Source organism: Nocardioides sp. HB32, from assembly GCF_054058995.1.
This window is the reverse complement of the sequence record NZ_JBSSBS010000001.1, coordinates 2257159-2271627: the sequence shown is the minus strand read 5'-3', so window position 1 is coordinate 2271627 and position 14469 is coordinate 2257159. Positions and strand designations below refer to the sequence as shown.

At 70.2% G+C, this 14469-nt stretch carries 17 protein-coding genes; all 17 read right to left on the bottom strand.

Annotated elements, in window-relative coordinates:
- Positions 1-72: 72 nt before the first annotated feature.
- Positions 73-468: a F0F1 ATP synthase subunit epsilon gene (locus ACVW2K_RS11585; protein WP_028637557.1), complete on the bottom strand. Its 396-nt coding sequence runs from the start codon at positions 466-468 to the stop codon at positions 73-75.
- Positions 468-1922: a F0F1 ATP synthase subunit beta gene (atpD, locus tag ACVW2K_RS11580; protein WP_028637556.1), complete on the bottom strand. Its 1455-nt coding sequence runs from the start codon at positions 1920-1922 to the stop codon at positions 468-470. Before atpD ends, ACVW2K_RS11585 begins: the two co-directional genes overlap by 1 nt.
- A 5-nt stretch (positions 1923-1927) precedes the next feature.
- Positions 1928-2839 carry a F0F1 ATP synthase subunit gamma gene (locus ACVW2K_RS11575; protein WP_028637555.1) on the bottom strand — a complete coding sequence of 304 codons (912 nt, stop codon included), beginning with the start codon at positions 2837-2839 and terminating at the stop codon, positions 1928-1930.
- A 3-nt stretch (positions 2840-2842) separates the two neighbouring features.
- Complete coding sequence (gene atpA, locus ACVW2K_RS11570; RefSeq protein WP_457202609.1) at positions 2843-4486, bottom strand: F0F1 ATP synthase subunit alpha; 1644 nt, start codon at positions 4484-4486, stop codon at positions 2843-2845.
- Positions 4487-4551: 65 nt separating this feature from the next.
- Positions 4552-5361, bottom strand: a complete 810-nt coding sequence (locus ACVW2K_RS11565) for a F0F1 ATP synthase subunit delta (RefSeq protein ID WP_051549234.1) — start codon at positions 5359-5361, stop codon at positions 4552-4554.
- Positions 5361-5861, bottom strand: a complete 501-nt coding sequence (locus tag ACVW2K_RS11560) for a F0F1 ATP synthase subunit B (RefSeq protein ID WP_231496207.1) — start codon at positions 5859-5861, stop codon at positions 5361-5363. The genes ACVW2K_RS11565 and ACVW2K_RS11560 overlap by 1 nt, the downstream gene beginning before the upstream one ends.
- A gap of 72 nt (positions 5862-5933) precedes the next feature.
- The gene (locus tag ACVW2K_RS11555) at positions 5934-6188 is read right to left on the bottom strand and encodes a F0F1 ATP synthase subunit C (protein ID WP_028637551.1); all 255 of its coding nucleotides are present in this window, start codon (positions 6186-6188) and stop codon (positions 5934-5936) included.
- 72 nt (positions 6189-6260) lie between these two features.
- Positions 6261-7079 carry a F0F1 ATP synthase subunit A gene (gene atpB / locus ACVW2K_RS11550; RefSeq protein WP_036570382.1) on the bottom strand — a complete coding sequence of 273 codons (819 nt, stop codon included), beginning with the start codon at positions 7077-7079 and terminating at the stop codon, positions 6261-6263.
- Positions 7076-7540 carry an ATP synthase subunit I gene (locus ACVW2K_RS11545; protein ID WP_028637550.1) on the bottom strand — a complete coding sequence of 155 codons (465 nt, stop codon included), beginning with the start codon at positions 7538-7540 and terminating at the stop codon, positions 7076-7078. The genes atpB and ACVW2K_RS11545 overlap by 4 nt, the downstream gene beginning before the upstream one ends.
- A 6-nt stretch (positions 7541-7546) precedes the next feature.
- Positions 7547-7765 (bottom strand): AtpZ/AtpI family protein, encoded by a 219-nt coding sequence (locus ACVW2K_RS11540; RefSeq protein WP_036570380.1) that lies wholly within the window; start codon positions 7763-7765, stop codon positions 7547-7549.
- A 266-nt stretch (positions 7766-8031) separates the two neighbouring features.
- On the bottom strand, positions 8032-9171 hold the full coding sequence (locus ACVW2K_RS11535; protein ID WP_028637549.1) for a glycosyltransferase family 4 protein: 1140 nt from the start codon (positions 9169-9171) through the stop codon (positions 8032-8034).
- A gap of 4 nt (positions 9172-9175) precedes the next feature.
- Positions 9176-9844, bottom strand: a complete 669-nt coding sequence (locus tag ACVW2K_RS11530; protein WP_457202608.1) for an L-threonylcarbamoyladenylate synthase — start codon at positions 9842-9844, stop codon at positions 9176-9178.
- Complete coding sequence (gene prmC, locus ACVW2K_RS11525; protein ID WP_457202607.1) at positions 9841-10677, bottom strand: peptide chain release factor N(5)-glutamine methyltransferase; 837 nt, start codon at positions 10675-10677, stop codon at positions 9841-9843. Before prmC ends, ACVW2K_RS11530 begins: the two co-directional genes overlap by 4 nt.
- Entirely contained in the window at positions 10674-11747 is a 1074-nt protein-coding gene (prfA, locus tag ACVW2K_RS11520) for a peptide chain release factor 1 (protein ID WP_457202606.1), read from the bottom strand. Before prfA ends, prmC begins: the two co-directional genes overlap by 4 nt.
- A gap of 81 nt (positions 11748-11828) precedes the next feature.
- Entirely contained in the window at positions 11829-12053 is a 225-nt protein-coding gene (rpmE, locus tag ACVW2K_RS11515) for a 50S ribosomal protein L31 (RefSeq protein WP_028637546.1), read from the bottom strand.
- Between the two features lie 307 nt (positions 12054-12360).
- A complete protein-coding gene (locus ACVW2K_RS11510) occupies positions 12361-13986 on the bottom strand; it encodes a HAMP domain-containing sensor histidine kinase (protein ID WP_457202605.1) in 1626 nt (541 codons plus the stop codon).
- 70 nt (positions 13987-14056) lie between these two features.
- Positions 14057-14428: a response regulator transcription factor gene (locus tag ACVW2K_RS11505; RefSeq protein WP_028637545.1), complete on the bottom strand. Its 372-nt coding sequence runs from the start codon at positions 14426-14428 to the stop codon at positions 14057-14059.
- Positions 14429-14469: the final 41 nt, after the last annotated feature.

Genomic DNA, 14469 nt, shown 5'->3' with positions numbered 1-14469 from the left:
CACACCTTAGCGGCACCCCGGCGCCGGACGGACGACGGGTCAGCGGTGGATCAGCGGCGGATCAGCGGTGGATCAGGACGCGCGCTCGACCGCCCGGATCCGGGCGTCGGCGCGCCGGGCGCGGACCGCGGCGTCCTCGTCGTCGGAGTCGGACCCGGCCGACTCCAGCTCCGAGCGCGCTGCGTCGACGTCGATCTCCGCGGAGAGGACCGCGTGCTGCGACAGCACCGAGACGCGGTTGTGCGCGACCGACAGGAAGCCGCCGTCGACGGCGGCGAACAGCTTGTCGCCGTCGACCGGCGTGATCTCGACGACCCCGTCGACGAGCAGGGAGAGCACCGGCATGTGGTTGCGCAGTACGCCGATGTCACCGTCCGCCGTCTTGGCGACGACCATCGTGGCCTGACCGGACCACACGGTCCGGTCGGCCGCGACGAGCTCGACCTGCAGCTGGTCGTTGTCAGCCATCAGAGGGTCTTCTGGATCTCGGCCCACTTCTTCTCGACGTCGTCCAGACCGCCGCACATGAAGAAGGCCTGCTCGGCCACGTGGTCGTAGTCGCCGTCCGCGATCTTGTTGAACGCCTCGATCGTGTCGCCGACGGGGACCGTCGAGCCCTCGATGCCGGTGAACTGCTTGGCGACGTAGGTGTTCTGCGACAGGAACCGCTGGATGCGGCGAGCGCGGGACACGATGATCTTGTCCTCTTCGGAGAGCTCGTCGACACCGAGGATCGCGATGATGTCCTGGAGCTCCTTGTTGCGCTGCAGGATCTGCTTGATCCGGATCGCGCAGTCGTAGTGCGCCTGGCCGATGTACTCGGCCGACAGGATCCGCGACGTCGAGGTCAGCGGGTCCACGGCCGGGTAGATGCCGAGCGACGCGATCTCGCGCGAGAGCTCGGTGGTCGCGTCCAGGTGCGCGAACGTGGTCGCCGGCGCCGGGTCGGTGTAGTCGTCGGCGGGCACGTAGATCGCCTGCATCGAGGTGATCGAGTGGCCGCGCGTCGACGTGATCCGCTCCTGGAGCGTGCCCATCTCGTCGGCGAGGTTGGGCTGGTAGCCCACCGCGGACGGCATCCGGCCGAGCAGCGTGGAGACCTCGGAGCCGGCCTGGGTGAACCGGAAGATGTTGTCGATGAACAGCAGCACGTCCTGGCTCTGCACGTCACGGAAGTACTCCGCCATCGTCAGGGCGGACAGCGCGACCCGCAGGCGGGTGCCCGGCGGCTCGTCCATCTGGCCGAAGACGAGGGCGGTCTGGCCGATGACGCCGGCCTCCTCCATCTCGACGATCAGGTCGTTGCCCTCACGGGTGCGCTCGCCGACACCGGCGAACACCGACACACCACCGTGGTCCTTCGCGACGCGCGCGATCATCTCCTGGATGAGCACGGTCTTGCCGACGCCGGCACCACCGAACAGGCCGATCTTGCCGCCCTGCACGTACGGCGTCAGCAGGTCGATGACCTTGATGCCGGTCTCGAACATCTGCGTCTTCGACTCGAGCTGGTCGAACGCCGGCGCCTTGCGGTGGATGCCCCACCGCTCCTTGACGTCGAGCGTCTCGCCCTCCTCGAGGTTGAGGCAGTCGCCGAGGGTGTTGAACACGTGGCCGAGCGTCGCGTCGCCGACCGGCACGGTGATCGGGCCACCGGTGTCGGTCACCTGCGCGCCGCGGACCAGGCCGTCGGTCGGGCGCAGCGAGATGGCGCGGACCATGCCGTCGCCGATGTGCTGCGCGACCTCGAGGGCCAGGACGGACTTCTCGCCGCCCAGCTCCAGCTCGGTCTCGAGCTTGTTGTACATCTCCGGCATCGAGTCCAGGGGGAACTCGATGTCGACGACCGGGCCGATGACCCGGGCGATCCGGCCGACTCCAGCCGCGCCGGTCTCCGTGGTCTCTTCAACAGTGGCAGTCATGTCTCTCACTCATTCCCGGCGTTGGCGTCGGCCAGCGCGTTGACGCCACCGACGATCTCGCTGATTTCCTGGGTAATGCCGGCCTGGCGGGCCTGGTTGGCAATACGGGTGTACTTCTTGATGAGCTCGTCGGCGTTGTCCGTGGCGGACTTCATCGCCTTCTGACGGGCGGCGAGCTCGGAGGCCGCGGCCTGCAGCAGCGCGAAGAAGATCCGGCTCTGGACGTACTGCGGGAGCAGCCCGTCCAGGACCGCCTCCGGCGACGGCTCGAACTCGTAGAGCGGCAGCACCTCGGCCGAGTCGGGTCGCTCCTCGCCCTCCACGACCTCCAGCGGCAGCAGCCGCACGTCGGTCGGCTCCTGCACCAGCATGGAGCGGAAGCGCGTGAAGACGACGTGGACCTCGTCCACCGCGTGCTCGCCGTCCTCGGCGAGGAACGCCTCGATCAGGGCCTTGCCGATCTCGTGGGCCGCGTCGTACGACGGCTGGTCGGAGAACCCGGTCCACGTCTGCACGACGGGGCGACCACGGAACTTGTAGTACGCCTCGCCCTTGCGGCCGCAGATGTAGGTGTCGATCTCCTTGCCCTCGCTCCGGAGCTTCTCCGCGAGCCGCTCCGCCTCCTTGAGCACGCTCGAGGAGTAGGCGCCGGCCAGGCCGCGGTCGCTGGTCACGATGAGCACGGCGGCCCGCTTGGGGTCCTCCGGCTCCCGCGTCAGCGGGTGGTCGACGTTGGAGTACGTCGCCACGGCCGAGACCGCACGGGTCAGCTCGCGGGCGTACGGCGCTGCCGACTGCGCCCGCTGCTGCGCCTTGATGATCCGGGACGCGGCGATGAGCTCCATGGCACGGGTGATCTTCTTCATCGACTCCGTCGACCTGATCCGCGCCCGGTACTCGCGCACCGAGAGAGCCATGGTTCAGGACCTCTTCTGCTTGACGATCTGCTCCTGCTCGACGTCCTCGTCCTCCAGCGCCTCGGCCTGGGGCTCGTTGCCGACCTTGATCGAGCCACCCTCGGAGGTCTCGAACTGGTCGAGGAAGGAGTCGTAGGCACCCGCGAGCGACTGCTCCGTGTCGTCCTCGAACTTCTGGGACTCGCGGATCGTCGAGAGGATGCCGTCGTGGGAGCGGCGCAGGTAGTCGAGGAACTCGCGCTCGAACCGCAGCACGTCCTCGGTCGGCACGCGGTCGAGCCGGCCGCTGGTGCCGATCCAGAGCGAGACGGTCATCTCCTCGAGCGGGTACGGCGAGTACGCCGGCTGCTTCAGCAGCGCCATCAGGCGCTGGCCGCGGTCCAGCTGCTGGCGCGAGGCGGCGTCGAGGTCGGACGCGAACATCGCGAAGGCCTCCATCGCGCGGTACTGCGCGAGGTCGACCTTGAGCGAGCCGGTCACGGCCTTCATCGCCTTGGTCATCGCCGCACCACCCACGCGGGACACCGACACACCGACGTCGATCGCCGGGCGCTGGTTGGCCGCGAACAGGTCCGACTGCAGGAAGATCTGGCCGTCGGTGATCGAGATGACGTTGGTCGGGATGTACGCCGACACGTCGTTCGCCTTGGTCTCGATGATCGGCAGGCCGGTCATCGAACCCGCACCGAGGGCGTCGGAGAGCTTCGCGCAGCGCTCGAGCAGCCGGCTGTGCAGGTAGAAGACGTCGCCCGGGTAGGCCTCGCGGCCCGGCGGGCGGCGCAGCAGCAGCGACACGGCGCGGTAGGCCTCGGCCTGCTTGGTCAGGTCGTCGAAGATGATCAGGACGTGCTTGCCGTCGTACATCCACTGCTGGCCGATGGCCGAGCCGGTGTACGGCGCGAGGTACTTGAAGCCCGCGCTGTCCGACGCCGGCGAGGCGACGATGGTGGTGTACTCGAGCGCGCCGGCCTCCTCGAGGGCGCCACGCACCGAGGCGATGGTCGAGCCCTTCTGACCGATCGCGACGTAGATGCAGCGGACCTGCTTGGTCGGGTCGCCCGACTCCCAGTTCTGCTTCTGGTTGATGATCGTGTCGATGGCGATCGTGGTCTTGCCGGTCGCACGGTCACCGATGATCAGCTGGCGCTGGCCGCGGCCGATCGGGGTCATCGAGTCGATCGCCTTGATGCCGGTCGCGAGCGGCTCGTGCACCGACTTGCGCTGCATCACCGTCGGAGCCTGGATCTCCAGGGCACGACGGGTGTCGGACTGGATCTCGCCGAGGCCGTCGATCGGGGTCCCGAGCGGGTCGATGACGCGACCCATGAAGTTGTCACCCACGGGGACCGAGAGGATCTCGCCGGTACGGCGGACCGCCTGGCCCTCCTCGATCTTGTCGAAGTCGCCGAGGACGACGACACCGATCTCGCGGGTGTCGAGGTTCAGGGCGATGCCGAGCGTGCCGTCCTCGAACTCCAGGAGCTCGTTGGCCATCGCCGACGGCAGGCCACTGACGCGCGCGATGCCGTCCGCCGTCTGGGCGACGGTGCCGACCTCTTCCTTGCTGGCCGCCTCGGGCTGGTAGTCCGCGACGTACTTCTGGAGTGCGTCGCGGATCTCCTCCGGACGGATCGAAAGCTCCGTCATCGTTGTCCCTACTCTCTTGTCTCTTCTGAAGTCTGAATCGGTGGTCGAGCTCGTCGGGACCGCGGTCAGCCGACCAGCTTGCGCCGGGCGTCGTCGAGGCGGCTGGACACGGTGCCGTCGATCACGTCGTCACCGATCTCGACGCGGATGCCGCCGAGGACCGTCGGGTCGACGATCTCGTTGACGTGGATCTCGCGGCCGTACTGCTGGCCGAGCGCCCGGGTCAGGCGCTTGCGGTCGTCGTCGCTGAGCGGGGCGACGACGCGCACCGTGGCGACGTACTCGCCCTTGGCGTCCGCCGCCACCTTGCGGTAGTTCTCGAGCGCCGCGGTCACGGTCCGGTAGGTGCCGGCCAGCGACTGCTTCGCCAGCGCGAGCGTCGCCGGGAGGACCTTGCCGCCGAGCACGTCGTCGAGCAGCGCCTCCTTGTCCGCTCGGTCGCGGGCCGGGTTCGAGAGCGCGTCGCGCAGCTCGGGGTGGCCCGTGACCATGCCGCTGAGGGCGAAGATCTCGTCGGCGAGCTTGTCGGCGTCGCTGCCGACCGACATGACGACCGTCAGCTCGCCGAGGCGCTCCAGGGCGTCCGCGAGATCCCGGCTCGAGGTCCACCGCAGGCCGGCCGCCTTCACGACCACTCCCAGGGTGAGAGCGTCGACCTTGCCGTCGAGGACCTGGGTGACCAGGCCCTGCTTGGGCTCCGCCGGCAGCGAGGCGTCGCTGGCGACGCGGCGCAGCGCCGGCTCGTCGCGCAGCAGCTGGGCGACGGTGAACAGCTCACCGGCCACCTGGTCCGCGTGCGAACCCGCCCGGAGGGCGCTGTCGAGCTCGGTGCTGAGCTCCCGGAGGGAGTCGGCCGATGCTCCTCGCAGATCCATCAGCTGGCGCCTTCCAGCTCCGTCAGGAACCGGTCGACCACCCGGGTCTGGCGGACGTCGTCGTCGAGGGACTCCCCGACGATCCGGCCGGCGAGCGTGGTCGCGAGCATGCCGACCTCGCTGCGCAGCTGCGCCATCGCGGCCTTGCGGTCCGCCTCGATCTGCGCGTGGGCGTGCTCGACGATCCGAGCGGCCTCGGTGTTCGCCTGCTCCCGCATCTCCGCGATGATCTGGGCGCCCTGCTCGCGCGCCTCCTCGCGGATCCGCGCGGCCTCGTGGCGCGCGTCGGCGATCTGCGACTTGAACTCCTCCTCGGCCGCGTGGGCCTCGGACTTGGCCTCGTCGAGCTCGGCGAACTCTGCGCGGATCGCCTCCTGGCGAGCCGTCATCGCGCGGTTGATCGGCGGGATGACGTACTTGGCCAGCAGGAACAGCAGCAGCAAGAACGCCGCCAGCTCCACGAAGAACGTGGCGTTCGGTACGAGGAAGTTGCTCTCCATGGGAGTGATCGCAACGCTTGCCATCGTTGGGTTCCTTTGTTTCTTCGTAACGGACGGGGCGGGGGCCCCAGGTCAGCCGAGGACGAAGACGAAGAGCGCCATGAACGCGAGGTTGATGAAGAACATCGCCTCGACCAGACCCACCGTCAGGAAGAAGATCGTCTGCAGGCGGCCCTGGGCCTCCGGCTGACGGGCGACACCCTCGATGTACGACGAACCGGCCAGGCCGTCACCGATACCGGCACCGATCGCGCCACCGGCGAGGGCGATGCCACCACCGATGAAGGCACCGGCGAGGGTGATGTCGGATCCCTGAACTGCTGCCATTGAACTTCTCTCCTTGATTTCGCGCCGGGGAGTGGCGCATCGGTTACCTCTGTGAACGCCCGACCACCTGGGTCAGTGCGCTGGTGCGGGGGCGGCCTCGCGGGCCTGCTTCTCGCGCTGCTCGTCCTCGTACTTCTCGTGGATCTCGTGCTCCTCGTGGCCGGCACCGGCCATCGCGAAGTAGAGCACGGTCAGGAGCGCGAAGATGAAGGCCTGGATGACGCCGATGACGCCGTCGAACGCCTTCCAGAGCAGGTTCGGCGCCCAGAGCGCGTAGATCGGGATCAGGCCGATCAGCGCGAGCATGATGCCGCCGGCGAAGATGTTGCCGAAGAGCCGGAGCGCGAGGGTGATCGGCTTGATCAGCTCCTCGAGGATGTTGAGCGGCAGCAGCACGGGGAACGGCTCGGCGAAGTGCCGGAAGTAGCCCTTCCAGCCCTTCTGGCGGATGCCGTAGGTCCACACGCTGAGCATCGTGACCGCGGCGAGGGCGTAGGTCAGGTTCGTGTCCGCGGTCGGTGCCGGGAGCAGGTGCGTGTCGTGGTTGAGCTCGGTCGGGAGCAGCTCGAGCCAGTTCGCGAACAGGATGAAGAAGAACAGCGAGATCGCGAGCGGTGCGACGAACGGGTGCACCTTGCCGAGGTTGTCCTCGACCTGCTTGTTCACCTCGCCGACGACCGCCTCCCACAGCATCTGGGTCTTGGTGGGGACGTGGTCCTCGGTGGTCCTCTTCATCTGCCGGACCACCCAGAAGCCGAGCAGCAGCACGAGGCCGCCCGCCACGAGCGTCGAGATGATCGTGTCGATGTTGAACGTCATCCCGAGCCACACGACGGTCTTGTGCTCGCCGATCGTGATGTCCGACGACGACAGCGGCAGCAGGCCGGTCATGGATTCTTCAGCTCCTTCAGCAGCGGGATCGTGGTCATCACCAGGGCGATGAGCCGGAAGATGGCGAGGCCGAGCAGCAGGCCGATGCCGTCGGGCCAGAACACCACGGCGACGCCGACGGCGACCACCGTGAGGACCGTCAGCCGGACCACCGTGGACATCACCATCTGGTTGCGCGTGGGCTGCTCACCGGACGTGATCGTCTTCAGCAGCCAGTACTCGGTGGCCAGGTGGTTGACCAGGCCGAAGAGGACGCCGCCGGCGATGCAGCCGGCCAGCCGCCACTCGCCGAGCTGGCCGACGATCCAGAAGCTGGCGACCATCAGGCCGACTGCGACGCCACCGATCTTGCGCTGGTCCCTGACCACGCGCCAGACCGACGCCGTGCCCGGCTGGGTGGGCTCGCTCATCTCGGTGCTCATCTCGGTGCTCGTCTCCGTGCTCGTCTCGATCGTGCTCACCGGGGCTCACCCCCGAAGGGCGGCACGGACCTTGACGACGAAGCCGGCGCAGCCGGCGAGGATGCCCAGGCCGATGCCGACCAGGACGAAGACGGGCGAGGTGCCGGCCGCCTGGTCGACGAGGTAGCCGATGACGAGACCGGCGATGACGGCACCGGCGAGCAGGCCCCCGAGGCCGACGAGGTCACGGCCTCGCAGACCGGCATCGGAGCGCTCATCGGCCATCCACCCAGGTCCCATTCTTCGGAAGCGTCATCGGCACATTTGTTGGCAGGGAAGAACACGCCGGGGAGGCGGGCACGGGAAGTGGCCCACCTGTCGTCAACCGGCGACTGCGCGAAACTACCACAGCCCGACGCGCCCCTGACCAGGGGCGGGACCGGGGTCCGGATCGTCGCGGTCGTCATGGTCGGCGGCCGTTCTGTCGTCGTGTCGGGCGGTGCTTGTGAAAGTTAGCACAAGCGTTCGGGACCCTCGAAACCGGGGTGTGCTCACTCCTCCGCGAGCGCCGCCCTCGGACGGTGCAGCTTGGGCAGCAGGAACGTCGCGCCGATGGTGAGCGCGGCGAGCACCGCCAGCGCGAGCCACATCGACGCCTCGTCGCTGTAGAGACTGATCAGCACCGTTCCGAAGGCGACCAGGGCGGCCCACATCCACATGATCAGCACGGCGCGGCGATGGGAGTGGCCGATCTCGAGGAGCCGGTGGTGCAGGTGCTGCTTGTCCGGGGCGAACGGCGAGCGGCCGGCCCGGGTGCGGCGCACGACCGCGAGCATCAGGTCGAGGATCGGGACGACGAGGATCGAGATCGGCAGCAGCAGAGGCAGCAGCGTGGGCAGCAGGCTCGCCTGGGAGCCTGCCGCGCCCTCGGTGATCTGGCTCGGCGAGAACTGGCCGGTGAGCGTGACCGAGCTGGCCGAGAGCACCAGGCCGATCAGCATCGACCCGCTGTCCCCCATGAACAACCGCGCTTGATGGAAGTTGTGGGGCAGGAAGCCCGCGCACGCGCCGGCGAGCGCTGCGCTCAGCAGGGCTCCGGTGGTCGCCAGGGAGAGGTTGTTGAAGCTGGAGAGCTGGTAGCAGTAGACGAAGAACGCCGCGGCGCCGATGCCGACCACGCCGGCCGCCAGGCCGTCGAGCCCGTCGACGAAGTTCACGGCGTTCACGGTCGCCACGACGATGAAGCCGGTGAGCAGCGCGCGCTGCGCCGGGTCGATCGTGTACTGCACGTCGCCGGGGCCGGGGAAGAAGTAGTACTGGATGCCGAAGGCGATGAGGAAGCCCGCGGCCAGCACCTGGCCCCCGAGCTTGGTGAACGCGTCCAGCTCGAAGAGGTCGTCGAGCACCCCGACCGCACAGATCAGCGCACCGGCCACGAGCACGATCCCGGCGTCGCGGAAGACCAGGGGGCCGCTCTGGGACAGGAACGGCAGCTGCCGGGCGACGACGTACGCCGCGACCAGGCCGCCGAGCATGGCCAGTCCGCCGAGGTAGGGGATCGGCACCGCGTGGACGTCGCGGTCGCGCACCTTCGCCACCGCGCCGGTGCGCAGCGCGATCTCCCGCGCGATCACCGTGAGCAGGTAGGTCGCCGCTGCGGCGACGAGGAAGACGAGGAGGTACTCCCGCAACGCCTCAGCCCTCGTCCGTGAGGGCGGCGCCCAGCGGCTCGAGCACCACGTTCAGCTGCTCGAGGGACAGCGCACCGCGGCGGAGGACCCGGCCCTCGGTGCCGGTGCAGTCGACGATGGTGGAGGCCTGGCCGCCCGCGGACTCCCCGGCGTCGACGATGACCGCGACCGAGTCACCGAGCATCTCCTCGGCCTGGTCGGCGTCGGTGGCGGCCGGCATGCCGGTCCGGTTCGCGGAGCTCACCGCCAGCGGGCCGGTGCGCTCGAGGATCTCGCGGGCGACCTCGTGGTCGGGCATCCGGACGGCGACGGTGCCGCGGGTGTCCCCGAGGTCCCACTGCAGCGAGGTCTGCTGGTGGCACACGACGGTGAGCGGACCGGGCCAGAACGCCTCGACCAGGGCGCGGGCGTAGCCCGGCACCCGGGTGGCGAGGGCGTCGAGCGTGGTGACCGCGCTGACCAGCACCGGCGGCGGCATCTCGCGGCCGCGCCCCTTGGCCGCCAGCAGGCCCCGAACGGCGGCCGGGTCGAAGGCGTCGGCACCGATGCCGTACACGGTGTCGGTCGGGAGCACCACGAGATCGCCGCGCTGCACGGCGAGGCTGGCGGCCTCGACGGCCTCCTCGCGCTCCTCCGCGGTGCCGGTGGGGTATCGGTCACTCACAGAGGTCATCGTGCCAGTCGCGCGGTCGTGTGGCGTGGCCGACCTGCCAGGTCGCGGTGGTCGCGTACGTCGACCCACCGGCCGCTCCCGGCGAACACCGCCGGGGCGGACTCGCCCTGCACGTCGGCGTGCTCGAAGCCGACCACTCCCCCGGGCCTCAGCAGCACCCCGGCCCGGTGCTCGAGGACCCGGATCGCGTCGAGGCCGTCGGCGCCGGAGAACAGGGCGAGGTGCGGGTCGTGGTCGCGCGCCTCGGGCGCCACCGACTCCCACGCCTCGAGGGGGACGTACGGCGGGTTGCAGGTGATCACGTCCACCGTGCCGGCCAGGTCGTCGAACGCCGTCGCGAAGTCGCCCTGGCGCAGGTCGACGCCGGTGCCGGCCAGGTTGCGCTCGGCCCAGGCGTACGCCGACTCGTCCAGCTCGACCGCGTGGACCTCGGCGCCCGGCACCTCGTCCTTCACCGCCTTCGCGATCGCACCGGAGCCGGTGCAGAGGTCCACGACGACCGACCCCTCGGCCGCCCGCTCGATCGCCCACCCTGCCAGCAGCTCGGTCTCCGGCCGGGGCACGAACACCCCGGGACCGACCGCGAGCTCGACGTGGCGGAACCAGGCGACCCCGGTCAGGTGCTGGAGCGGCTCCCGGCGCGCGCGGCGGTCCACCAGGACGGCGTACTCCTCCGCGGTCGAGGGCGCGACGACGTCGACCAGCGCCAGGTGGCCGCGGCTGGTGCCGAGCACGTGCGCGAGCAGCTCCGCCGCGTCGTGCTCGGGGCTCGCGACCCCGGCCGCTCGCAGCTGCGCAGTGGCGGCGGCGAGCAGCTCGCGGCGCTCGGTCACTGCTCGAGGGCGCCGAGCCGGGCAGCCAGGTCGGCCTCGACGCACGAGTCGAGCACCGGCTGGAGGTCGCCGTCCAGGACCTGGTCGAGGTTGTAGGCCTTGTAGCCGGTCCGGTGGTCGGAGATCCGGTTCTCGGGGAAGTTGTAGGTGCGGATCCGCTCGGACCGGTCGACGGTGCGAACCTGGCTGCGGCGGGCCTCGCCGGCCTCGGCGTCGGCGGTCTCCTGGGCTGCCTGGAGCAGCCGTGAGCGCAGGATCCGGAGTGCCTGCTCCTTGTTCTGCAGCTGCGACTTCTCGTTCTGGCAGCTCACGACGATGCCGGTCGGCAGGTGCGTGATCCGAACCGCGGAGTCCGTCGTGTTGACGCTCTGACCGCCGGGGCCGCTGGAGCGGAAGACGTCGATCCGGAGGTCGTTCTCGTCGAGCTGGACGTCGACCTGCTCGGCCTCGGGCAGCACGAGCACGCCGGCGGCGCTGGTGTGCACCCGGCCCTGCGACTCGGTGACCGGCACCCGCTGCACGCGGTGCACGCCGCCCTCGAACTTGAGCAGTGCGTACGGCGCCTCGCCGGGCGGCGGGGTGCCCTTGGCCTTCACCGCGACGGTGACCGACTTGTAGCCGCCCAGGTCGGACTCCGCGGCGTCCAAGATCTCCACCTTCCAGCCGCGCGCCTCGGCGTACCGGGTGTACATGCGCAGCAGGTCGCCCGCGAACAGCGCGGACTCCTCCCCGCCCTCCCCGGACTTCACCTCGAGGATCGCGTCCTTGTCGTCGGTCGGGTCGCGCGGGACCAGCAGCCGGCGCAAGCGCTCCTCGGCGCCGTGACGGCGCCGCTCCAGCGCCTCCGCCTCGTCGGCGAACGACGGGTCCTCGGCGGCGAGCTCGCGGGCCGCCTCGGCGTCGTCGACCAGCCCGGTCAGCTCGCGCCAAGCGCCGATGATCGACGAGAGCGCGGCGTACCGCTGGTTCAGCTGCTTGGCCAGCCGGGCGTCCGCGTGCGTCTCGGGAGCGCCGAGGCGCTGCTCGAGCTCGGCGTGCTCGACGAGCATGCCCTCGACGGCTTCGAACATCGAGACCCTCCTGCTGGCGACTGCGGACAGAAGACGAGCGCCGGCCCTGCCCCGTGGGCAGGAACCGGCGCTCGGAGACAGCTACTTCTTGGCGTCAGCAGCCTTCTTGGCGTAGCGGGCCTCGAAGCGGGCGACGCGGCCGCCGGTGTCGAGGATCTTCTGCTTGCCGGTGTAGAACGGGTGGCACTGCGAGCAGACGTCGGCGTGGATCGAGCCCGACGTGGCCGTGCTGCGGGTGGTGAACTGAGCGCCGCAGGTGCAGGTCACCTGGGTCTCGACGTACTCCGGGTGGATGTCCTTCTTCATGCTGTCCTCTCCTCGGCCGCCGGGTCGCCCCTCCCTACGAGGTGGCGTGAACCGGAGCCAGCACACGATTGTGTCATGGGTGAGAACGCCGGGGTAATCGGCGTTGTTCCTCGGGCCCGGTCGGTGGGGTGCGCTCCGGGGTCGGTGGCTCCGCGCAGCCACTTCAGCCACTCTTGCCACAGGTTCACCATGGTCCGTGGGCGAGCCTGCACTCCCCACGGTGTGCACGCCCGGGGAAGTGACGGCTTTCCTGCATCCCCTGGTGGACCAGCGGCACCCGACAACGACGGTCACGCCCGGAGGCGGGTCAGACCCGGCGCGTGAACGCCGGCACGATCCGCGGCACGGAGGGGTCGATCTCGGGCTCGGGAGCGTGCGCGGCGGCGGCCGCGGCCTCCTCGGCGGCGAGCAGCTCGTGCGGCAGCGGGGCGGGCATCCGGTCGGGGTGCAGGGTGAGGCGTACCGCGACGGTGGTCCCCTGGCCCTCCACGGAGTCGATGACGACGTCCCCGTCGTGCTTGTCGATGATCGTCTGCATGATGCGCAGGCCCAGGCCGGTGCCGGCGATCTCGTTGAAGACGGCGTTCGAGGCGCGGAAGAAGCGGGTGCCCAGCCGGTCGATCTCGGCGGCCGGGATGCCGATCCCGTGGTCGGCGATGGTCACCTCGACGGTCGCGCCGGAGCGCTGCAGCCCCACCTCGACGGTGCCGCCGTCGTGGCTGAACTTCACCGCGTTGGTGAGCAGGTTGAGGAACGCCCGGTGCAGCATCGCGCGGTCGGCCAGCACCGGTACGACGTCCTCGGGGGTGTCCACGTCGACGTGGATGTTGCGCCGGGCCGCGGTGATCCGGATGTCGGTGACGACCTCGCGCACCAGCAGCGCCAGGTCGACGGGCTCCATCTCGGAGGCTCGACCCTCGGCGCGAGAGAGCGCGAGCAGGTCGTCGATGAGGGTCTTGAGGCGGGTGACGTTGCGGCGGGTGGCCTCGAGCATCCGCTCGTGACGCGGCTGCAGGTCGTCCTCGAACTCCTCGGCGACCAGCTCCAGGTAGCCGGCGATGGTGGTGAGCGGCGTGCGCAGCTCGTGCGACACGTTCGAGACGAAGTCGTCCCGCGCGGTGTCCAGGCTGCGCAGCTCGCTCTGGATCCGTCCCTCGACGGCTCGAGCCCGACCCTGCGCGTCGGCGAACTCGTTGAGCGCGGACGCGACCGCCTGCACCTCCTTCGGCCCGGCCAGCCGGGCCCGCACCTCGTGGTCGTGCTTCGCCATCTGCTGCACGACCTTCTCGAGGTCCAGCAGCGGCTGCGACAGCTCGGACATCAGCTTCCGTCGCGACCGCGAGAGCAGCCACCAGGCGACAGCCGCCAGCAGCACCACCGCCAGGATCGTGCCCTTCAGGCGGTACGACGCCGCGGTGCTCGACTCCCGGACCCGGCTGTCGAAGGCCTCGGTCGTGGCCTGGTGCGCGCTGCGGATCGAGTCGAACAGCTGGCTCCCGGTCTTCACCTGCTGGGGCGGGGCGGCCTCCCCTCCGTCGGTCTTCATCCGCGGGGCGGCGTACGTCGAGATCCACTCCTCCGCGGCCCGCTCCTGGCGCACCATCAGCAGCTCCAGCTCGCTGTCGCCCTGGGCGAACCGCCGCGCCGCCTGCTCGTCCGCCGGCAGCCGGACCAGCGCCTGCTCGTAGTCGTCGGCGGCGGCCCTGGTGCCGGTGCCGCCCCACGACTCGACGGCGGCCGACATGTCGGTGAGGTCCTGGTAGACGCTCTGGTTCGCCGCGGCGGCCGGCTGGAGCTCCCGGGTCAGGTCGTCGACCGCGGTCGTCGACAGCACGACTCCGAGCACGGCGATGAGGGCCATCACCGCCGCCATCGCCCCCAGACGGACGATGACGGGCGAGACCAGCCGCGCGACCGGACGCCCTCCACCCATGACGCCATACCCCCCTCAGCGGCAGGGTACCGCCGGAGGACTCCCCGGATCTCGGGAATGCGCCAGTCGCTCAGCCGGACCGGGTGAGCAGTGCCTGCACCCGCGAGGCGAGCTCGCGGGGGCTGAACGGCTTGGTGATGTAGTCGTCCGCACCGGAGTCGAAGCCCGTCTCCACGTCGGACTCCTGGGCCCGGGCGGTGAGCAGGATGACGGGGAGGTCGGCCAGCGCCGGGTCCGCCCGGATCGCGCGGATCGCATCGAGCCCGGACACACCCGGCATCATGACGTCCAGCACCGCGAGGTCGGGCCGCTCGGCCTGGCAGGCGTCGATCGCCGCCGCCCCGTCGGACACCGCCACGACGTCGTGCCCGAGCGTGGACAGCTTGAACTCCACGAGCTCGCGGATGTCGACGTCGTCGTCCGCGACCAGGATCCGGGCCACTCGTCCCCCTTCGATCGGTGTGCGTCGCAGCCTAGCCCCGA